17 protein-coding genes are annotated in these 20,193 nt (G+C 68.8%); 15 read left to right on the top strand and 2 right to left on the bottom strand.

Features of this window, described 5'->3' with window-relative positions:
• The first annotated feature begins 1,111 nt into the window (after positions 1-1,111).
• On the top strand, positions 1,112-2,479 hold the full coding sequence (locus ABZ717_RS13575) for a DUF222 domain-containing protein (protein ID WP_358509144.1): 1,368 nt from the start codon (positions 1,112-1,114) through the stop codon (positions 2,477-2,479).
• A 1,065-nt stretch (positions 2,480-3,544) separates the two neighbouring features.
• Here the strand turns inward: ABZ717_RS13575 and ABZ717_RS13570 are convergent.
• Together ABZ717_RS13570 and ABZ717_RS13565 are read right to left on the bottom strand one after the other, a co-directional pair.
• Positions 3,545-4,000, bottom strand: a complete 456-nt coding sequence (locus ABZ717_RS13570; RefSeq protein WP_358509142.1) for a hypothetical protein — start codon at positions 3,998-4,000, stop codon at positions 3,545-3,547.
• A gap of 85 nt (positions 4,001-4,085) precedes the next feature.
• Positions 4,086-4,826 carry a GntR family transcriptional regulator gene (locus ABZ717_RS13565; protein WP_358509139.1) on the bottom strand — a complete coding sequence of 247 codons (741 nt, stop codon included), beginning with the start codon at positions 4,824-4,826 and terminating at the stop codon, positions 4,086-4,088.
• Between the two features lie 137 nt (positions 4,827-4,963).
• Here ABZ717_RS13565 and ABZ717_RS13560 point away from each other — a divergent pair, with 137 nt between their 5' ends.
• From ABZ717_RS13560 to ABZ717_RS13495, 14 genes are all read left to right on the top strand, one after another.
• Positions 4,964-5,965: a Gfo/Idh/MocA family oxidoreductase gene (locus tag ABZ717_RS13560; RefSeq protein WP_358509136.1), complete on the top strand. Its 1,002-nt coding sequence runs from the start codon at positions 4,964-4,966 to the stop codon at positions 5,963-5,965.
• 41 nt (positions 5,966-6,006) lie between these two features.
• Positions 6,007-6,948 (top strand): 5-dehydro-2-deoxygluconokinase, encoded by a 942-nt coding sequence (iolC, locus tag ABZ717_RS13555; RefSeq protein ID WP_358509153.1) that lies wholly within the window; start codon positions 6,007-6,009, stop codon positions 6,946-6,948.
• Positions 6,949-6,973: 25 nt separating this feature from the next.
• Complete coding sequence (locus ABZ717_RS13550) at positions 6,974-7,858, top strand: aldolase (protein ID WP_358509150.1); 885 nt, start codon at positions 6,974-6,976, stop codon at positions 7,856-7,858.
• A complete protein-coding gene (iolB, locus tag ABZ717_RS13545; protein ID WP_358509134.1) occupies positions 7,855-8,742 on the top strand; it encodes a 5-deoxy-glucuronate isomerase in 888 nt (295 codons plus the stop codon). Before ABZ717_RS13550 ends, iolB begins: the two co-directional genes overlap by 4 nt.
• Positions 8,739-10,646, top strand: coding sequence for a 3D-(3,5/4)-trihydroxycyclohexane-1,2-dione acylhydrolase (decyclizing) (gene iolD / locus ABZ717_RS13540; protein WP_358509131.1), 1,908 nt, complete (start codon positions 8,739-8,741; stop codon positions 10,644-10,646). Before iolB ends, iolD begins: the two co-directional genes overlap by 4 nt.
• A gap of 20 nt (positions 10,647-10,666) precedes the next feature.
• Positions 10,667-11,617 (top strand): TIM barrel protein, encoded by a 951-nt coding sequence (locus tag ABZ717_RS13535; protein ID WP_358509129.1) that lies wholly within the window; start codon positions 10,667-10,669, stop codon positions 11,615-11,617.
• A gap of 43 nt (positions 11,618-11,660) precedes the next feature.
• Positions 11,661-12,638, top strand: a complete 978-nt coding sequence (locus ABZ717_RS13530; protein ID WP_358509126.1) for a substrate-binding domain-containing protein — start codon at positions 11,661-11,663, stop codon at positions 12,636-12,638.
• Positions 12,639-12,640: 2 nt separating this feature from the next.
• The gene (locus ABZ717_RS13525) at positions 12,641-13,705 is read left to right on the top strand and encodes an ABC transporter permease (RefSeq protein WP_358509123.1); all 1,065 of its coding nucleotides are present in this window, start codon (positions 12,641-12,643) and stop codon (positions 13,703-13,705) included.
• A 2-nt stretch (positions 13,706-13,707) separates the two neighbouring features.
• Positions 13,708-14,538, top strand: a complete 831-nt coding sequence (locus ABZ717_RS13520; protein ID WP_358509120.1) for an ATP-binding cassette domain-containing protein — start codon at positions 13,708-13,710, stop codon at positions 14,536-14,538.
• A 66-nt stretch (positions 14,539-14,604) separates the two neighbouring features.
• Positions 14,605-15,657: a LacI family DNA-binding transcriptional regulator gene (locus ABZ717_RS13515; RefSeq protein ID WP_358509117.1), complete on the top strand. Its 1,053-nt coding sequence runs from the start codon at positions 14,605-14,607 to the stop codon at positions 15,655-15,657.
• 175 nt (positions 15,658-15,832) lie between these two features.
• Positions 15,833-17,149 carry an extracellular solute-binding protein gene (locus tag ABZ717_RS13510; RefSeq protein WP_358509114.1) on the top strand — a complete coding sequence of 439 codons (1,317 nt, stop codon included), beginning with the start codon at positions 15,833-15,835 and terminating at the stop codon, positions 17,147-17,149.
• Between the two features lie 25 nt (positions 17,150-17,174).
• Complete coding sequence (locus ABZ717_RS13505) at positions 17,175-18,140, top strand: sugar ABC transporter permease (RefSeq protein ID WP_358509111.1); 966 nt, start codon at positions 17,175-17,177, stop codon at positions 18,138-18,140.
• Between the two features lie 34 nt (positions 18,141-18,174).
• Positions 18,175-18,972 (top strand): carbohydrate ABC transporter permease, encoded by a 798-nt coding sequence (locus tag ABZ717_RS13500; protein WP_358509108.1) that lies wholly within the window; start codon positions 18,175-18,177, stop codon positions 18,970-18,972.
• A gap of 202 nt (positions 18,973-19,174) precedes the next feature.
• Positions 19,175-20,173, top strand: coding sequence for a substrate-binding domain-containing protein (locus ABZ717_RS13495; RefSeq protein ID WP_358509105.1), 999 nt, complete (start codon positions 19,175-19,177; stop codon positions 20,171-20,173).
• Positions 20,174-20,193 lie beyond the last annotated feature (20 nt).

Raw genomic sequence — 20,193 nt, 5'->3', positions numbered from 1 at the left:
GCCCGGGTACGCAGCGAGAAAGGTGTTCGTTGGGGAGGCCGACCGCTACCCATCGCAGCGTGAGGACACCCGGGTGAACGTTTCCGGTCACAGCACTAGTCACGCACGGGATGCGTGGGGCCACCCCGGGGACTGGTCCAGTACGCCAGGCCACAGTATGTCGGGCCCCAGTACGCCGGGCCGGCGCGCCCAAGCCCGTTCGGGACGGGCGGCTGCTGCCTGTGGTGGGTTATCCACAGGTGGGAGATTTTGGGCTGGCGAACTGTTCCGCCTACATGATCCCATCGATCTTGGGGGAGCCGCTGGTTTCGCCGGTTTCGTGCTGCCCGGGGGGTGGGTGTGGTGGGGTGTGGGGCGTGGGGTGCCTCAGGTTTTTGGTTCTTGGGGTTGTTGGGGGTTGCTCGGGTGGTTGGTGGGGCGCCTCGGGTCGGGAACCCACCGGTTTACGGGGCGTCACTCAGGTGTGTGGGTGGGGCGCCTGAGGTCTCTGCTCTTGGGGTGGTTGGGCGGGGTGGGGGTGGGTTCTCCCTCCTTCCCCGCCGCGTGATTGTTGCCGCCCGCACCGCACGCGTCAAGGCGATGTTGAGTGCTGTGACGCTGTGGTGGGTGGCCTTGACCCGTACGGTGCGGGCGGCGGTTTGGCGGCTATCGGGGAAGGGGGGAGAGTGGTTGAGGTCCCTACGGCCCTGTGGGCCCGGTCCGGCCGTGGCCGGCCGGATCCCTTCCCTTCCCTCTGGTGTCCTCGTTGAGCGCGTCGCCACTACGTGACGGGTCGGGTCACGAAGGGCCCGCTACAGGTGGGGCACGGGGTGGGGCGCGTCCCTGCGGTAGCCGGCACCGGTGAGGCTCTTTCCCCGATGATCTTGCTCGTAGCGCCCAGTTGGGCGCCCAACATGGCGCTACGGACAAGATCGTTTCCATTCAGAGCCCCTCCAACGAAGTCGCTAGGAGCATCTCCGTGATAGGTGGATCCGGTCATAGGGGAAGGGGTTGTGGATAACCCAGAATGGCCACCCCATCTATGGTAGGCACATTCACCGACATGGAAATAGGTAGAATATACCCGCCGGTAAGCCTGCCATTTCCTGGGGTGTTCGCATATAGTCAGAGTATGAGCTTTCCTCCCCACGCACCGCGCCCGACCGGGAACACCCCGGTCGATAAGGCGATGGCGGGTGCGCGGGAGATGGCGGTGGAATTCTCCGGACGGGATATCCCGTTCGGGTGTGAAGCCGATGTGCTCGCCCAGTTCGGCCGGCTCAACCAGGAAACAGACCGGGTCCGCTATGGGATGCTGCCCGCCCTGGCCCGGATGGAGGCCACCGGCGCCTTGTTGGAAGAGGGTGGCCAGCGCAGTATCCAGGCGTGGATCACTCATCAGTGGGGGACCTCTCCGGCCGAGGCCAAGAGCCTTGCCACCCTCGCCCGCGCCCTACACCGGCAGCAGCTGCCTTTGGTGGAAGAAGCCTTCCAGGCCAGCGCCCTGTCGTTGGGTGAGGCGTGCGCCATCGCGACCTCCACCGAAAAAGCCACTGCCGAGTGGGCGAAGGTCCTGGAAACGGCGGATGAGGAATTCCGTGCCCAGCGTCCTTCGGTGGAGGGGTTTCGGGCCCGGTTGGAATTCGGGTTGATCGGTTTCAAGGCCGAGTGCCCGCAGGCTTCGGTGCGCCAGTTGCGAGACGCGGCGAAATGGTTCGTCGCCCGCCTGGACCCGGATAAGGCAGACCGGGACTACGATGAAACGTTCGAGAACCGGGGTGCGCAGTTCTCGCCCACGTTCGAGTCCGGGTTTCTGTTGCGTATGTGGGGGCCGGGGGCCGACCACGAACTCATCCACGCCGCTCTGCAGGCTTACACCGAGCCGTATGGGCCGGAGAACGCCGCCGTGCCGAAGCATCAGCGGGTCTATGACGCGATGATGCGGATCTTCGAGACCGCTTTGGGTCATCGGGGTTGCTCCAGTCTGAGCCGCCAACCGTTGGCCACGTTGAACATCACCGTGCCGCTGAAGCGGTTCCTGGGAGACGGCACCGCAGAGCCGGCCACCACGGAGGATGGTGTGGTGTTGCCTGATCAGATGGTGGCCCGCCTGACCCCGCAGAGTTGGTTGCGCCGGTTCGTGACCGATGCCCAGGGTCGGACTCTGTTGGATGTGGGGCGAAAGCAGCGGTGCGCCCCCGACCCGGTGCGCCAAGCGGCCGGGTTCAAGAAGTCCTACTGTGAGTGGCACGAGGGTTGTGATGTGCCGCGTAGCTGGTCGCAGTACGACCACATCGTCCCCTTCTCTTACGGCGGGGCCACGAGTGCGGACAACATGCAGGTGTTGTGCTCGACCCATAACCGGCTTAAGCACCGGTTGCAGACCAAGGTGAACCGGCAGATCTGGGAACACCACCACGCCCAGAACCACCAAGAAGCGGGAAAGGACAGCGGGACCGGGGACGGGGAAGGCGAGCCAGCCCCAGCCACCGCCCTCTAACCACCGCGTACTTCCACCACCCGTTTCCGCCAGGTGGAACCCCACCCCGCCGAGACCACCCCGCCGCGACCACCCCGAGTCCACCCCCGGTTGGGTGTCAGACCCCAAGGGTCCTGTGCCCTGTGGGGATATCGGCATGCCCAGGGGCAGAAACTCCGCGAACCCCCCGCCCGGAGTCATATCCCGGGCACGGAGTGGCTCCCATCGGGGGTGTCGGCGCCACTGCCACCACAGGTACCGGCCCACCGACATCATCAACCCCGTGCAACCCTGTGCTGTCTCTCCACCATGATGATCTTGTCCGTAGCGCCATGTTGGGCGCCCAACATGGCGCTACGAGCAAGATCATCGCTGTGAAGACCAGAGCCGGCCACCGCGGGGACGCGGCTCGCCACCCGTCCCACCTGTAGCGGGCCCTTCGTGACCGGACCCGTCACGTAGTGGCGACGCGCCCCACGAGGACACCAGACGGAGGGGAAGGGATCCGGCCGCCTGTGGCCGGAGTGGGCCGAAGGCCCACAGGGCCGTTGGGACCCCAACCACTCTCCCCCCTTCCCCGATAGCCGCCAAACCGCCGCCCGCACCGTACGGGTCAAGGCCACCAACCACAGCGTCACAGCACTCAACATCGCCTTGACGCGTGCGGTGCGGGCGGCAACAATCACGCGGCGGGGAAGGAGGGAGAACCCACCCCACCCCGCCCAACCACCCAACGGCTATCTAGCTGGGGCGCCCCCAACACACCCGAGCAACGCCCAACCACCCGCAGGACCCCGACCCGAGGCGCCCCACCAACCACCCGAGCAACGCCCAACAACTTCAAGGGCTCCGGCCTAAGGCGCCCCACCAACCACCCGAGCGACGCCCGACAACCCCAAGGCATGAGATCTGAGGCGCCCCGCACCCCTGATACGCCCCCGCCTATGCAACCCCCTTGCCACCCCCTTGTGCACCCACCCCCTTGCGCACCCCCGTGCCCCGCACCCCCGCACCCCCGCACCCCGCACCCCGTACGCCCGGAGTGCCCGTACATCCATCGAGCCACGCGGTTTCCCCGGCCTGGCCTCAGAACCCGGCTTTGTCGAGGGCGGTGGTGACGACCGCGACGTCGATGGGGACCACCGCCATCTCCCAGGGGTGGCCGCCGGCGAGGAAGTCGACGATGCGCATGTCCCCGAGTCGGCGTTCCCGCCAGGACGACGGTTCACGCACGCCGAGTACCTCGGTCGGGGTGGGGAGCAACAAGGGCTGCGCGTAGGTCCGGAAGGGTCTCCACTGGCGCCACTTCAGCCGTTCCCGTTCGGGGGCGGCGAAGTGCATGACGAGCAGGCCTTGGTAGAAGGCGTGCCCGTGGCGGAGGTGGGCGACCGAGTGCAGCGGAAGGCCCTGCCGGAGGTCGTCCAGGTCCTGCGCGGCGGCCCGGGGGTCCCCGCCCTGGATCCCCCACCACCACTGGCGGGGATCACGGAGGACATCCGAGAGCGATCTGGTGCCCGCGGTGTTACGGGGAGCGAGAGCCATGGGGTACGTCCTTGCGCTATGGGAGATCGCAGGAGCCTATCCGGGCATGAGGAAGCGCCGCGAGGCGTGTCCGGTTCAGGGCGTCTCAGCCGGTGAGGGTGAGCTCGAAGGAGTAGCGCGAGGCGCGGTAGACGTGGGATCCCACCTCCACCACTCGCCCGGTGTCGTCGTAGACCACCCGCTCCATGGTGAGCAACGGCGCGCCTGATGGCTCGTCCAGGGCCTCTGCCTCGGCGGGGGTGGCGTTGCGGGCGCCGATGCTCTGTGAGGCCATCTTCAACGTGACGCCGGCGGCGCGCAGCAGCCGGTAGAGCCCCTGTTCGCGGAGTTCGCCCTCACGCAGTTCCACCAGGCTCACGGGCAGGTGGTTGCGCATCAGGGCCAGGGGTTCGCCCCTGGCCAGGCGCAGCCGTTCGAGCACGTACGCCTCGCTCCCGGGCGGCAGCTCCATCTGTGCCGCGATCGGGTCGGGCGGCACCTCCACGGCCAGGCGCAGCACCCGGGTGCCGGGTTCCTCGCCCACACGGGCCAGGTCGTCGTAGAGGCTGGACAGCTCCACTGGACGACGCACGCGCGGGCGGATCACCTGCGTTCCCACGCCGCGTTTGCGCACCACCATGCCGCGGTCCACCAGGTACTCGATGGCCTGACGCAGGGTCGGCCGGGACAGACCCAGCCGTTCGGCCAGCATGAGTTCGTTCTCCAAACGGGTGCCCGCGGGCATCTCGCCCGCCATGATCCGCCGTTCCAGTTCCTGGGCGACCTGGAAGTAGAGCGGCACGGGGCTGCTGCGATCCAGGTCGATGGACAAAGGACTGTGGGTCACCGGTGCTACCTCGTGTACGGGAGAACGGAATACGAGGTTACTACATCAGTATGTCCGGACAAAGTATTGACAGCGGGAAGAGCGACGGGTGAGCATGAGGCCCCGGATGTGATACGCGCTACACCCCAGGGAGTCGCATGCGCATAGGCCTGGTCGGAACCGGACGCATCGGACGATCACACGCCGCCGCCCTTCGGGCCCGCCCCGAGGTGGCCGAACTCCTGCTCGCCGACGTCGACACCGACAGCGCCCACGCCGTGGCCGACCGGATCGGCGCCCGACCGGTCGAGGTCGACGCGCTCCTCGCTCCCGGCGCCGTCGACGCGTTGGTCATCGCCGCCGCCACCCCCGCCCACCCCGAGTTGATCCGGGCGGGGATCGCCGCCAAGGTCCCCGTCTTCTGCGAGAAACCGGTCGCTCCCACGGTCGCCGAGACCATCCGGTTGCTGAAGGAGGTGCGGCGCGCCGAGGCCGCCGTGCACATCGGATTCATGCGCCGCTTCGACCCCGGATACCTGCGCGCCCACAGCGCCGTCCGCGCGGGCGAACTCGGCGACCTGCACCGCGTCCACGCCCTGACCTGTGACATGGCGCCGCCGCCCGCCGGCTACGTCGCGGCCTCCGGCGGGCTCTTCCGGGACTGCCACGTGCACGACTTCGACATCCTGCGCTGGGTCACCGGACGCGAGGTCGAGGAGGTCTTCGCCTACGGCGCCAACCGGGGCGATTCCTACTTCACCGACCATGGCGACGTCGACACCTCCGCCGCGGTGCTGCGCCTGGACGACGGCACCCTGGCCACGCTCCAAGGGTCGCGGTACAACGGGGCCGGGTACGACGTCCGCATGGAACTCGCCGGCTCCCGTTCCACCCTGGTCGTCGGACTGGACGACCGGGTGCCGCTGCGCTCGGCCGAACCCGGGATCGACTTCCCCTCGGGCGAGCCCTGGGAGGTGTTCTGGCCTCGCTTCACCGCCGCCTACGAGGCCGAGATCGGCGCGTTCGTCGCCATGGTCGTCGACGGCGCCCCCAGCCCCTGCACGGTCGCCGACGCGTTGGAGGCGGTGCTGATCGCCGAGGCCGCGGACCTGTCGCGCAGGGAACACCGTCCGGTCCGGATCACGGAGGTGCGGCCGTGAGCGAACCGGACCCGTCGACCACCCCGCCCGAGGTGATCACCATGGGCAGGGTCGGTGTCGACATCTACCCGCACCAGGTGGGGGTCGGCCTGGACGAGGTGGAGTCCTTCGGCAAGTTCCTCGGCGGCAGCCCCACCAACGTCGCGGTGGCCGCGGCCCGCCACGGGCGCGCCGCCGCCGTCATCACCCGCGTCGGCGACGACCCCTTGGGCCGGTTCGTGCACCGGGCCCTGCGCGGCTACGGGGTGGACGACCGCTTCGTCGACGCCGTGCCGGGCACCACCACTCCCGTCACCCTGTGCGAACTCTTCCCACCGGACGACTTCCCGCTGTACTTCTACGGCCGAGACCCCGCGCCGGACCTGCTCATCGAGGCCGACGAACTCGACACCGGGGCCATCGCCCGAGCCGACCTGTTCTGGGCCACCGGCACCGGGCTGTGCCGCGAACCCGGCCGCACCGCCACCCTGACCGCGCTGCGCGTACGCGAGCGCCGCCACCCCACCGTCCTGGACCTGGACCACCGCCCCATGTTCTGGGACTCCCGGGAACAGGCCCGGCGTCACGTCGCCGAGGCGTTACCCCTGGCCACCGTGGCCTGTGGAAACCTCGACGAGTGGGAGGCGGCCGTCGGTACCCGCGACCCCGTCGAGGCCGCCCGCCGTGGCCGCGAACTGGGCCTGACCCTGGCCGTGGTTAAACAGGGGCCGGACGGAGTGTCGGCCGTCGACGACACCGGTCCGCACAGCGCGCCTCCGGTACCGGTGGAGGTGGTCAACGGGCTCGGCGCCGGGGACGCCTTCGGAGGTGCCCTCTGCCACGGCCTGCTCTCTCGATGGCCCACCGAACGCATCCTGCGCTTCGCCAACGTCGCCGGCGCCATCGTCGCCTCCCGGTTGGCGTGCTCGGACGCCATGCCCACGACCGCCGAGGTGCGGGCCGCCCTGGAGACCGGTGGAGCGGGGGCACCCCATGCCCGATGACGCGGTCCACCGAACCGCTTCCGCCATCACCCGCGAACAGGTCCGGGAACTCACCCGCGCCCGTCTGTTCCATCCCGCCGCCATCACCGACGCCGCCGCTCGACGAAGACGCCCCACCACCCCCGTGGGCCCCTCGGGGCGGGCGCTCATCATCGCCGCCGACCATCCCGCCCGCGGCGCCCTGCGCGCCGGAGCGCACCCCCTGGCCATGGCGGACCGCGCCGACCTGCTCTCCCGCCTGTGCGCCGCCCTGGCCCGCCCCGGGGTGACCGGGGTCCTGGGCACCGCCGACGTCCTGGAGGACCTGCTCCTGTTGGGCGCCCTGGACGGCAAGGCGGTGTTCGGTTCGATGAACCGGGGAGGTCTGGCCGGCGCCGACTGGGAGGTCGACGACCGGTTCACCGGCTACACAGCGCACGGCCTGGCACGCTCCGGCTTCGAGGGCGGCAAGATGCTGCTGCGCCTGGACTACGCCGACGACCGCACCGCACGCACCCTGGAACACTGCGCCCGGGCCGTGGCCGACCTGGCCGAGACCGGACTGGTCGCGATGGTCGAACCCTTCGTGTCCCGCCGGCCGGACGGACCCGGCCAGGGACTGCGCAACGACCTGTCCATCGAGTCCGTCACCCGCGCCGCCACGATCGCCGCCGGTCTCGGCTCCTCCTCGGCGCGCACCTGGCTCAAACTCCCCGCGATCGAGGACATGGAGCGTGTCGCCGCCGCCACGACACTGCCCACGGTCATCCTTGGCGGTGAGGTCGCCGCCGACCCCGAGGCCGCCTACGCCCGCTGGGCCAAGGCGCTGGAGCCACCGACCGTCATCGGGCTGGCCGTCGGCCGGTCCCTGCTGTATCCGGCCGACGACGACGTCGAGGCCGCCGTCGACACCGCTGTGGGGTTGCTGTGAACACCGAACACCACCTGTCCGCGCTGAGCACCGCCCAACCGCCGTTCCGCACCGTGGTCACCCCCGACACCGCGGGGTGGGGCTATTCGGGCCTGCGGGTTTTGGAACTGGCACCCGGGCATTCGGCTCGGATCACCACCGGGGACTCCGAGGCCCTCGTCCTACCGCTGGAGGGCGGCTGCACCGTCGCCCTGGACTCGATGGTCTTCGAGGTCGAGGGCCGCGACGACGTGTTCTCACGGGTGAGCGACTTCGTGTACCTGCCACGAGACGCCCGCGCCACCATCACCAGCCGGGACGGAGGCCGGTTCGCCCTGCCCGCCTCGCGCTGCGACCGGGCCCTGCCCGCCCGCTACGGACCCGCCGAGGACGTCCCCGTCGAACTGCGCGGGGCCGGACAGAGCAGCCGCCAGGTCAACAACCTGTGCCTGCCGGGCACCTTCGCCGCCGACCGTCTCCTGGTGTGCGAGGTCCTGACCCCCTCGGCGAACTGGTCGTCCTACCCGCCGCACAAACACGACGAGGTCACCGCCACCGAGTCCGAGCTGGAGGAGATCTACTACTTCGAGATCTCCGATGGGCCGCACGGACACGGGGTGGGCTACCACCGGGTGCACGGCACGGAGAGACGACCCATCGAGGTCATGGCCGAGGTGCGCAGCGAGGACGTGGTCCTGATCCCGCACGGCTGGCACGGGCCGTCCATGGCCGCGCCCGGCTACGACATGTACTACCTCAACGTCATGGCCGGCCCCGGGACCGAACGCGCCTGGCGGATCAGCGACCACCCCTCCCACGCCTGGGTCCGGGACACCTGGGCCCGACAGCCGATGGATTCCCGGCTGCCGTTCAGCTCGCACCGAGGCAGAGGAGGTCGGACGTGAACCGGCCCGGGTCGACCGATTCCACCGATACCGTCCGGCTCACCACGGCCCAGGCCCTGGTGCGCTTCCTGGCCGCCCAGTACACCGAACGCGACGGCGAACGCCACCGTCTCATCGCCGGCGTGTGGGGCATATTCGGCCACGGCAACGTCGCCGGAATCGGCCAGGCCCTGCTCCAGGCCGCGGTCACCGCGCAGGTGGACCTGCCCTACCGTCTGGCCCGCAACGAACAGGCCATGGTGCACACCGCCGCCGCGTACGCCAAGGCCACCGACCGGCTCTCCACCTACGCCTGCACCGCCTCCACCGGCCCCGGTTCCACCAACATGGTCACCGGCGCCGCCCTGGCCACCACCAACCGGGTCCCCGTCCTACTGCTGCCCTCGGACATGTTCGCGAGCCGCGCCGTCGATCCGGCCCTGCAACAGTTGGAGGATCCGCGCGCCGGCGACGTCTCCGTCAACGACACCCTGCGCCCCGTCTCCCGCTACTGGGACCGCCTCAGCCGACCCGAACAGCTCCTCGCCGCCGCACCGGCCGCGATGCGGGTGCTCACCGACCCGGTGGAGACCGGCGCCGTCACCCTGTGCCTGCCCCAGGACGTCCAGGCACAGGCGCACGACTGGCCCCTGGAGTTCTTCCGCGAACGTCTTTGGCACGTGGGCCGCCCCGTACCCGAACCCGCCGCCCTGGCCCGTGCCGTGGCGGCGATCCGCGCCTCCCGCCGTCCCCTGCTGGTGGCCGGGGGAGGGGTGGTGTACTCGCGCGCCACCGCCGAACTGCGCGCCTTCGTCGAGGCCACCGGTATCCCCGTCGCCGACACCCACGCCGGCAAGGGCGCCCTGCCCTGGGACCACCCGCGGGCCGTGGGCGGGCTCGGCTCCACCGGCGCGCGTTCGGCCAATGAACTCGCCCGTGAGGCCGACCTGGTGATCGGCGTCGGTACCCGCTACGGCGACTTCACCACCGCCAGCCGCACGCTCTTCCAGCACCCGCACGTGCGCCTGGTCAACGTCAACGTCGCCCGCTTCGACGCCGCCAAACTCGCCGCGACCGAGGTCGTCGCCGACGCCCGCACCACCCTCACCGCGTTGCGCGAGGCGCTGGCCGGATGGCGGGTGGATTCCGACCACGAACACCGCTCCCGCGCGCTGGCCGACGACTGGGTCGCCGAGAGCGATCACCTCCGTCGCGCCGGACCCCACGGCGGCCTGCCCGCGCAGAGCGCCGTCATCGGCACCCTCAACGACGTCCTCGACGACCGTGACGTGGTCGTCAACGCCGCCGGGAGCATGCCCGGCGACCTGCAAAAACTCTGGCGGGCCCGGGACCCCAAGGGCTACCACGTCGAGTACGCCTACTCGTGCATGGGCTACGAGATCGCCGCCGGACTCGGCGTGAAACTGGCCGCCCCCGACCGGGCCGTGTTCGTACTGGTGGGCGACGGCTCCTACCTCATGCTCGCCCAGGAGATCGCCACCCTGGTCGCCGAACGCGTCGCCATCGTCATCGTCGTGGTCGACAACCAGGGATTCGCCTCCATCGGCGCCCTGTCCGAGAGCGTGGGATCCCAACGCTTCGGCACCGGCTACCGCTACCGCGACCCCACCACCGGACTGCTGGACGGGGCCCCACTGCCCGTGGACCTGGCCGCGAACGCGGCCAGTCTCGGCGCGCACGTCATCCGGGTCGAGGAGCCGGGCGACCTGGCCGGCGCCCTGCGCGAGGCCCGCGCCGCCCGCACCACCACCGTCGTCCACCTGCGCACCGACCCCCACGCGCCCGGACCGCCCACCACCGCCTGGTGGGACGTGCCCGTGGCCGAGGTGTCCACCCTCGACACCACCAGGAACGCCCACGACGAATACCGGCGGCACCGGCGCACCCGTCGCCACCACCTGTGAGCCCCCCGCGAGGAGCAGCCATGACCGACACAGCGGCACCCACCGGACCCCGCACCGTCCACGACCACCTCGTCCTGGGCTCGGCCCCCGACTCCTGGGGCGTATGGTTCCCCGACGACACCCTCCAGATCCCCTGGCCCCGGTTCCTCGACGAACTCGCCGACTCCGGCTACGGGTGGCTCGAACTGGGCCCCTACGGCTACCTGCCCACCGACCCGGCCCGGCTCGCCGACGAGGTCGGCCGCCGGGACCTGCGCGTCAGCGGCGGCACCGTCTTCGGAGACCTGCACAACGCGCACAACCGCGAGGAGACCTTCGCCACCGCTCGCACGGTCGCCGCGCTCACCGCGGCCGTGGGCGCCCACCACCTGGTGTTCATCCCGCCCATGTACCGAGACCAGCGCACCGGCGAGTACACCGAGTCGCCCACCCTGGACGCCGACCAGTGGCGGCACCTGACCCGCACCGCCGACGAACTCGGCCGGATCCTCATCGACGAGTACGACGTGCGCCTGTGCCTGCACTCGCACGCCGACACCCACGTGCGCACCCAGGACGAGATCGAACGGTTCCTGGACGCCACCGATCCCGACCTGGTGTCGCTGTGCCTGGACACCGGCCACGTCGCCTACGGGGGCGGTGACGCCGTCGACCTCATCCGGCGTTACCGGGAGCGGGTGGGCTACGTCCACATCAAGCAGATGGACCCCGAGGTCCTGCGGCAGGTGGATACTGAGGGACTGAGTTTCGGCGAGGCGGTCCGACGTGGGGTGTGCGTGGAACCCCCGGCCGGGGTGCCCTCGCCCGCATCGGTGGTCGACGCCCTCGCCGAGGTGGACGCCCGGGTGTTCGTCATCGTCGAGCAGGACCTGTACCCCTGCGGTTTCGACGTGCCCAGGCCGATCGCCGAACGCACTCGCCGCTACCTGAACGGGTGCGGTCTGGGCGCACGCCACCAACGGCTGCCCTGAACCACCCCCACATCCATTCGACATGATCCCCCGGAGGCCAACGATGCGACGTACACCCACCACTCGGGCCATGGCCCTGGGAGCCGCGGGCGCGCTCCTGTTCGCCACCGCCTGTAGTTCCGAGGGCGGTAGGGAACAGTCCGCGCAGGACACCGAGAACGTCGACCTGACCATCGCCATGATCACCCACCAGGTGCAGGGCGACACCTTCTGGGACATCGTGCGCAACGGCGCCGAGGCCTCCGCCGAGAAGAGCGGCGTCGAACTGGAGTACGCCTCCGACCCCGAGGCCGGTGAACAGGCGAGCCTGGTGCAGAACGCCGTCGACCGCGGCGTCGACGGTATCGCCGTCACCCTGCCCAGCCCCGAGGCGATGGAGGGGGCGCTGGCCGCCGCGGAGGCCGCCGACATCCCGGTCGTGGCCCTCAATTCCGGTATCGAACAATGGCAGGACCTGGGCGTGCAGCAGTACTTCGGCACCGACGAGTATCTGGCCGGTGAGGCGTTCGGCGAACGCCTCGACGAGGAGGGCCTGGAGAACGTCGTCTGCGTCATCCACGAACAGGGCAACGTGGGCCTGGAGTCGCGCTGTGAGGGTCTGACCGAGGAGTTCGACGGCGACTCCGAGACGCTCTACGTCGACAGCGCCAACATGCCCGAGGCGCGTTCGGCCATCGCCGCCCGTCTGGAGGAGTCCACCGACATCGATCTGGTCGCCGCCCTGGGCGCCCCGATCGCCATCACCGCGCTGGACGCCGTCGACGACGCCGGCAGCGAGGCGGCCATCGCCACCTTCGACACGAACGCCGAACTCGTCGCCGCCCTGCAGGACGGCGACGTGCTGTGGGCCGTGGACCAACAGCCCTACCTACAGGGATACATGGCGGTGGAGTCGCTGTGGCTGTACCGCACCAACGGCAACACCCTGGGCGGCGGAGAACCCGTCCTGACCGGACCGGCGTTCATCGACGAGACCAACATCGACGAGGTCGCCGAGTACGCGGAGAGAGGAACGCGCTGACCATGGGCAGCACAGTGGTACCTAAGGTGCCGCCCGCCGCCGAGGGCGGGGAGAAGACACTGCGCGTGGGACGACGGGGTCCGTTGCGTCGCTTCCTGACCCGCCCCGAGGTCGGGTCGTTGCTGGGCGCCGTCGTCGTGTTCGCGGTGTTCTTCGCCATCGCGGAACCCTTCCGCACCGGTTCGGCCATGGCCACCGTGCTCTACGCGGGCTCCACCATCGGCATCATGGCGGTGGGCGTGGCCCTGCTGATGATCGGCGGCGAGTTCGACCTGTCCGCGGGGGTCGCCGTCATCACCTCCGCGCTGAGCGCGTCCATGTTCGCCTGGTGGTTCTCGCTGAACGTGTGGGTCGGCGCCCTGTTCGCGCTCGCGGTGGCCCTGGCGGTGGGGTTCCTCAACGGATGGATCCTCACCCGCACCAAACTGCCCAGCTTCCTGGTGACCCTGTCGATGTTCCTCATGCTGCAGGGCGTCAACATCGCGGTCACCCGCCTGGTCACCGGGGGAGTGTCCACCCGCGACATCTCCGACATGGACGGCTTCGAGTCGGCCCGGACCGTGTTCGCCTCCACCATCCCCGTGGGCGGGGTGTCGGTGCGGATCACCGTCCTGTGGTGGCTGCTGTTCGTGGCCCTGGCCACCTGGGTGCTGGTGCGCACCCGCGTGGGCAACTGGATCTACGCGGTGGGCGGCGACGCCGAAAGCGCACGTGCCGTCGGCGTTCCCGTCGCCGGGGTCAAGATCGGCCTGTTCATGACGGTGGGCTTCTTCGCCTGGTTCTCCGGCATGCACCTGCTCTTCGCGTTCAACACCGTCCAGTCCGGCGAGGGCGTGGGCAACGAGCTGCTGTACATCATGGCCGCCGTCGTGGGCGGATGCCTGCTCACCGGCGGCTATGGAACGGTGATCGGCGCCGCCATCGGCGCGTTCATCTACGGGATGACCCGACAGGGCATCGTCTACGCGGGTTGGGACAACAACCTGGTCATGTTCTTCGTCGGCGCGATGCTGCTCGCCGCCGTCGTGATCAACGGCTGGGTGCGCACCCAGGCCGATCGGAGGTGAGCATGGGCGACGACACACCCCTGCTGGAGCTGCGCGGCGTGCATCGCCACTTCGGCAACATCCGTGCCCTGACCGGTGTGGACCTGCGCGTTCACGCCCGACGGGTCACCTGCGTGCTCGGCGACAACGGCGCCGGCAAGTCCACGCTGATCAAGATCCTGTCCGGCCTGTACGGGCCCACGACGGGGGAGTACCTGGTGGACGGCGAACCGGTGACGTTCACCTCGCCGCGCCAGGCCCTGGACCGGGGCATCGCCACCGTCTACCAGGACTTGGCGTTGGTGCCGCTGATGCCGGTGTGGCGCAACTTCTTCCTCGGTTCGGAACTCCGTCGAGGGCGGGGCCCGCTGTCGATGCTGGACGTGGCGCGCATGCGTTCCATCGCCGACACCGAACTGCGCAAGATCGGCATCGACCTGCCCGACATCGACGCGCCCGTGGGTCACCTGTCCGGTGGACAGCGCCAGGTGGTGGCGATCGCCCGCGCCATCTACTTCGGGGCGCGGGTGCTCATCCTGGACGAGCCCACCGCCGCGCTCGGGGTCAAACAGTCCGGGGTGGTGCTCAAGTACGTCAACGCCGCACGCGAGGCCGGACTGGGCGTCGTGTTCATCACCCACAACCCCCACCACGCCCACCTGGTCGGTGACCACTTCACCGTGCTCAAACTGGGCGCGGTGGAACTGGACGAGCCCCGCGAGAACCTGTCGCCGCAGGAACTCGCCCACCACATGGCCGGGGGCGCCGAACTCGACGCCCTGGAGCACGAACTCCAGGGCGGCACCGCCCCGCCCGTGGAACCGTTGCACGACGAACCCCGTGCCCAGGGGTGAGTCGGGGATCCGCGCCCGGATATGGCCGATCGGGGCGTGGACCCCGGTCCCACTATCATCCCACCTATGACGAGTGGGAACCCGGGACGAAAGCGTCCCACGATCAGTGACGTCGCCAGACGAGCGGGCGTGTCCAAGGGCGCGGTGTCGCGGGCTTTGAACAGCGGCACCGGGGCCAGCTCCGAAACCCGTGAGCGCATTCGTCAGGCGGCGGTGGAGCTGGGCTGGAGCCCGAGCTACGCCGCACGCGCGCTCAATGGCAAGCCGCTGGGCACCATCGGTCTGGTGGTGCGTCGTTCCCCCGAGATACTCGACTTCGACGCGTTCTTCCCCTCGGTCCTGTCGGGTATCGAGTCGGTGCTCTCCGGTGAGGAGCACGCCACCGTCATCCGCTTCGTGCCCGACACGCGGACCGAGACCGCGACCTATGAGCGGTTGTTCAATGACCGCTTCGTCGACGGTTTCCTCGTCACCGACCTGCGGGTGGACGACGGTCGTCCCGAGTTGTTGCGCCGGATGGGCGCGCCCGCCGTCGTGGTCGGTGTGCCCGAGGGTTCCACGGACCTTCCCTCCGTCACCATCGACTCCGAGGAGGCGATCCGCGGTCTCGTGCGGCGCTTCGTGGAGGCGGGCCATCGTCGTATCGCCCATGTCCAGGGTGCCCCCGACATGCTGCACGCCTTCCAGCGCAGGCGTCACTGGGAGCGGGCGGTCCGCGAGTTCGGGCTGGAACCGGGCCCGGTCGAGGAACAGGGGGGTTACACCATCGAGGGTGGGGCCCGGGCCACACAACGCCTCATCGACCTGCACGTCGACGAACGCCCCACGGCCATCTTCTACGGCAGCGACATCATGGCCGTAGGGGGCTACTCGGTATTGGGGAAGGCCGGACTGGCCGTCCCCGACGACATGGCGGTGGCCGGATTCGATGACATCCCCCTGGCCTCGTTCGTCTCGCCGCCGCTGTCGACCGTCCGTAGCAGGCATCGAGCGCTGGGCAGCGCCGGGGCGCGCATTCTGTTGGACATGCTCAAGGGACAGGAACCGCCGCTGTCGACCGTGATGACCGGTGAGCTTTGTCTGAGGGAGTCCTCCGGGCGGCCGGACCCGCCCGAGTAACGGTTTCACAACCACCTCTGCTATGTCCGCGAGATCTCACTTACACTTGCGCGGTAAACCGGTTTACCTGATTGGTCGGAGGCCGATCGGAGAACACGTGGCCGGTCGATTCCATTGCGCTCCGAACCGTCGGTGATGGGCGGGTGCGCATGACCAATGGGAAACGGAGACGGTCGTGAAGATTTCCGCCAGAGCGGTGTTGTCCGCTTCGACCGCGCTCGGACTCGTCGCCGCACTGACCGCCTGCGGTCCCGACGAAGGTTCCGAGGGCGAGACCCTGACCTATTGGGCCAGTAATCAGGGCGCGAGTGTGGAGGAGGACCTGGAGGTCCTTCAGCCCGCGCTCGACCGCTTCACGGAGGAGACCGGAATCGAGGTCGAACTGGAGGTCGTCCCCTGGAGTGAGTTGTACAACCGCATCCTCACCGCGGTCAGTAGCGGCAATTCGCCCGATGTGCTCAACATCGGCAACACCTGGGCGGCCAGCCTTCAAGAGACGGGTGCCTTCGTGCCTTTCGAGGGCGCGGAACTGGAGGCGGTGGGCGGAGAGGAACGCTTCGTCACCACCAGCTTCGCCACCGGTGGCGCCGAGGGACAACCCCCGACGTCGGTGCCGCTCTACGGCCTGTCCTACGCGTTGTTCTACAACCCCACCATGTTCGAGGAGGCGGGCATCGAGGAGCCGCCCGCGACGTGGGAGGAGTTCGTCGACACCGCGAACGAGTTGACCCGTGACACCGATGACGACGGTGAGATCGACCAGTACGGATTCGGGCTGGAGGGCGGCAACGAGCGCCAGAACTCCCACATGGCCTTCATCCTCGGTCGGCAGCAGGGCGGACACCTGTGGGCGGAGCAGGGGCCCACGTTCTCCTCCGACGAGCAGGTCGCCGCGGTCAAGCAGTGGGTGGACCTGATGGCCGTGGAGGACGTCGTCGACCCCAGTAGCGCCGAGTTCAGCGACGGCACCCAGGCCATCAGCGACTTCGTCGACGGGCGCTCGGCCATGATCATCGTGCAGGGCAGCGCCCGCACCACCATGGCCGCCCGCGATTTCGACGACTACGAGATCGCCGAGGTGCCCATGCTCGACCCGCTTCCGGGGGATCCGATTCAGAGCCTCGCGGCCGGCATCAACATCAGTGTCTTCAACGACACCGACGACCAAGAGGGCGCGTTGCGGTTGGTCGAGCACCTGACCAGCCCGCAGGAGCAGGTCTACCTCTCGCAGGAGTTCCAGACGCTGCCGGTGGCCACCGAGTCCTACGACAACGAAGACCTCCAGGACGAGTCGATGGACACCTTCCAACGGATCCTCACCGAACACTCCGAACCGATGCCGTTGATCCCCGAAGAGGGACAGATGGAGACGGTGCTCGGTGCGGCGATCGGTGGGATCTTCGCCGACATAGCGACCGGAAGCGAGATCACCGAGGCCGACGTCCGTCAGGCCATGGAGGACGCCGAGGCCGAGATGGACGCCGCGAACTGAGCGGCGTACCCCTGGAGGGCACCAGATGTCGTTCACCGAAGAACCGCGGTCCGGTGCCGCGCCCGGGTCCGACCGGCGACGGTCGCGCCGACCCGGGTGGTTCCTGCCGTACGGCATGATCCTGCCGGCGGCGGTGCTGGAGTTGCTGGTCCACATCATCCCCATGCTTCTGGGGATCTACATCGCGTTCACCTCGCTGACGCAGCTGACCATCCGGCGATGGACGACGGCACCGTTCGTCTGGTTCGACAACTTCGTACGCGGCCTCGACCCCGGGAGCGCCCTGGGCAACGCCCTGTTCGAAAGCCTCATCCGCACCATCGTCTACACCGTGCTGGTGGTGGGGTTGTCGTGGGCGCTGGGCATGGCGGCGGCCGTCGCGCTGAACACGAGGTTCCGGGGGCGCGGCGTGCTTCGCACGCTGTTCCTGGTGCCCTACGCGCTGCCGGTCTACGTCGCCGCCATTCTCTGGGCGTTCATGTTCAACCAGCGCGACGGCATGGTCAACCGCGTGCTGGTGCAGGACATGGGCCTGTTGGACGAACGTCCCTTCTGGCTCATCGGTGAGAACGCGTTCTGGGTGCTGGTGATCGTGTCGGTGTGGCGCCTGTGGCCGTTCGCGTTCCTGATGTTGTTGGCGGCGCTACAGAGCATCCCCGCGGACGTCTACGAGGCCGCCGCCATCGACGGCGCCTCGACATGGAAACGGTTCACCGACATCACGCTGCCCATGGTCCGATCGGCGAACCTGGTCGTCCTGCTCGTCATGGGGTTGTGGACGTTCAATGAGTTCAACATCCCCTATCTGCTCTTCGGCGATACCTCGCCCGAGAGCGCACGATTGATATCGCCACTCATCTATGAGCATTCCTTCGTCAACTGGAACTTCGGGTTGGGCGCCGCGATGAGCGTGATGTTGCTGGTCGTGTTGATCGTCGCGTCGGCGATGTACGTCCGAATGGTGCTGCCCAAGGGGAGTGGCAATGATTGAGACCAGGGGGTTCCGTTGGTTTCGAAGGGTCGTCTTGACCTTTCTCACCGTGTTCACCGTGCTGCCGCTGTATGTGTTGGTGGTGACCTCGGTGAAGCCATTGGAAAACGTCAGGGGGACGTTCACGTGGTTCCCCGACCGGATCACCTTCCAACCGTTCGTGGACATGTGGACGACGATCCCCTTGGCGAGCTATCTCGTCAATAGCCTCATCGTCACGACCACGGCCACGGTCCTGGCGCTGCTGGTGGCGGTACTCGCGGCCTACCCGCTGTCGCGACTGCGTTTTCGCGGCAAGCGATTGTTCAGCATGACGGTGCTCTCGACACAGATGTTCCCGGGCATCCTGTTCCTGCTACCGCTCTTCCTGATCTTCGTGCGGGTGGAGGACCTCATCGGTATCGAGCTCACCGGTTCCTACCTCGGGCTGATCATCACCTATCTGACCTTCGCCCTGCCGTTCTCGATCTGGATGCTGGCCGGGTACTTCAGCGCCATCCCCGAGGGGTTGGAGGAGGCGGCGATGATCGACGGCACCACCAGGGTCGGCGCCTTGGTCCGTGTCATCCTTCCGGTGGCCAGGCCCGGCATCATCGCGGTCGGTGTGTTCGCGTTCATCACGGCTTGGGGCGAGGTGCTGTTCGCGTCGGTGCTGACCGACACCGAGACCCGCACGCTCTCCATCGGGCTCAAGCTCTACACCAGCCAGACCGACACGCTGTGGAACCAGCTCCTGGCGGCATCGCTGACCATCTCCCTGCCGGTGGTCATCGCGTTCATGCTGATCCAGCGCTACCTCGTGTCCGGACTGTCGGCGGGGGCGGTGAAGTAGCGCGAGGCGGTGCTCCGGGGAGGCTCCCGTTCGGGGAGCCTCCCCGACGTGCGTTCGGGGTCAGGGGCCGGCACCGCCATCCGTAAAATAATTAATTAGTATTTATTCTTGACGTTACATAGGTCACTCTGCGATGCTCGGGCGCAGTCGATAAAGGCGTCCGCGCAGGTGAGCGGTACGCCCTACGTCAAGGAGGACCCCCATGGGCAGACGACCGCCACGCCCCCCGGGCCGCGCGCTCGCCACGCTCGCCGCCATCCTGTGCGTGCTGACACTCGCCGGATGCGGCGCCCGGCTCGGAGAGGACGGCCGGATCGGCGTGGTCTACATGGACGCGCAGGGTTTCTACGCGGGTGTCCGCCAGGGCATGCAGGACTACGCCGAGAACTCCGGACGCGAACTCCAACTCCTGGAGCTCAACGCCCGCGGCGACGCCTCGGAGGAGAGCACCTTCGTCGACGTCGCCTCATCGGCCGACGTCGACGCCCTGGTCCTGTCACCGGTCTCGGCCACCGCCTCGGTCCCGGCCCTGCGCCTGGCCCACGAGAGCGGCGTGCCGGTGATCTGTTACAACACCTGCATCGAGGACGAGGCCGCCCAGGAGTACGTGACCTCCTACATCCTCGGTGATCCCCACGAGTTCGGACGTCTGCTCGGCGACTCCGCCGCGGACCACTTCGAGGGCGAAGGGGTGGAGGATCCGCAGATCGCCGTCCTCAACTGCGAGTTCGTCGAGGTCTGCGTACAGCGCCGCGAGGGGTTCGAGGAAGCGCTCTTCGATCGCCTGCCCGAGGCGCGGATCGTGGCCAACCAGGAGGGCGCCACCATCGACGAGGCCGTCGACGTGGGCGAGCGCCTCCTCACCGCCCACCCCGACCTGGACGCCTTCTACGGCGAGGCCGGCGGAGCCACCATGGGCGCGGTCCGCGCCGTGGGCAACCGCGGTGCGGAGGGCGAGGTAGTGGTCTTCGGCAGCGACATGTCCACCGACGCCGCCCGCGCGCTGTCGGACCACACGATCCTCAAGGCCAACGTCGACATCTCCGGCATCGAGGTGGGACTCCTGGCCGGTGAGACGGTCGAGCGCGTCATCGCGGGTGAGGAGTCCGACGAGTTCGTCACCCCGGCCCCCATCGACCTCTACACCACACCCGAGGACGGCGAGGAGTGGCTCCAGACCCATCCGGAGGGCATCCCCTGACGGTTCTTCCCCGACCACCC

It is taken from the genome of Nocardiopsis sp. NPDC006832 (assembly GCF_040635885.1).
In the GTDB taxonomy this organism is placed as follows: domain Bacteria; phylum Actinomycetota; class Actinomycetes; order Streptosporangiales; family Streptosporangiaceae; genus Nocardiopsis.
Note: the sequence above shows the minus strand (reverse complement) of the source record. Positions and strands in the feature narration are given on the sequence as shown.

Excerpts from the sequence above, each read along its gene's own strand:
- ABZ717_RS13535 (WP_358509129.1), top strand. The coding sequence starts at position 10,667 with ATGACCGACACAGCGGCACCCACCGGACCCCGCACCGTCCACGACCAC.
- iolC (WP_358509153.1), top strand. The coding sequence starts at position 6,007 with ATGGGCAGGGTCGGTGTCGACATCTACCCGCACCAGGTGGGGGTCGGC.
- ABZ717_RS13515 (WP_358509117.1), top strand. The coding sequence starts at position 14,605 with ATGACGAGTGGGAACCCGGGACGAAAGCGTCCCACGATCAGTGACGTC.
- ABZ717_RS13575 (WP_358509144.1), top strand. The coding sequence starts at position 1,112 with ATGAGCTTTCCTCCCCACGCACCGCGCCCGACCGGGAACACCCCGGTC.
- ABZ717_RS13560 (WP_358509136.1), top strand. The coding sequence starts at position 4,964 with ATGCGCATAGGCCTGGTCGGAACCGGACGCATCGGACGATCACACGCC.
- ABZ717_RS13530 (WP_358509126.1), top strand. The coding sequence starts at position 11,661 with ATGCGACGTACACCCACCACTCGGGCCATGGCCCTGGGAGCCGCGGGC.
- ABZ717_RS13570 (WP_358509142.1), bottom strand. The coding sequence starts at position 4,000 with ATGGCTCTCGCTCCCCGTAACACCGCGGGCACCAGATCGCTCTCGGAT.
- ABZ717_RS13505 (WP_358509111.1), top strand. The coding sequence starts at position 17,175 with ATGTCGTTCACCGAAGAACCGCGGTCCGGTGCCGCGCCCGGGTCCGAC.
- ABZ717_RS13525 (WP_358509123.1), top strand. The coding sequence starts at position 12,641 with ATGGGCAGCACAGTGGTACCTAAGGTGCCGCCCGCCGCCGAGGGCGGG.
- ABZ717_RS13495 (WP_358509105.1), top strand. The coding sequence starts at position 19,175 with ATGGGCAGACGACCGCCACGCCCCCCGGGCCGCGCGCTCGCCACGCTC.
- ABZ717_RS13520 (WP_358509120.1), top strand. The coding sequence starts at position 13,708 with ATGGGCGACGACACACCCCTGCTGGAGCTGCGCGGCGTGCATCGCCAC.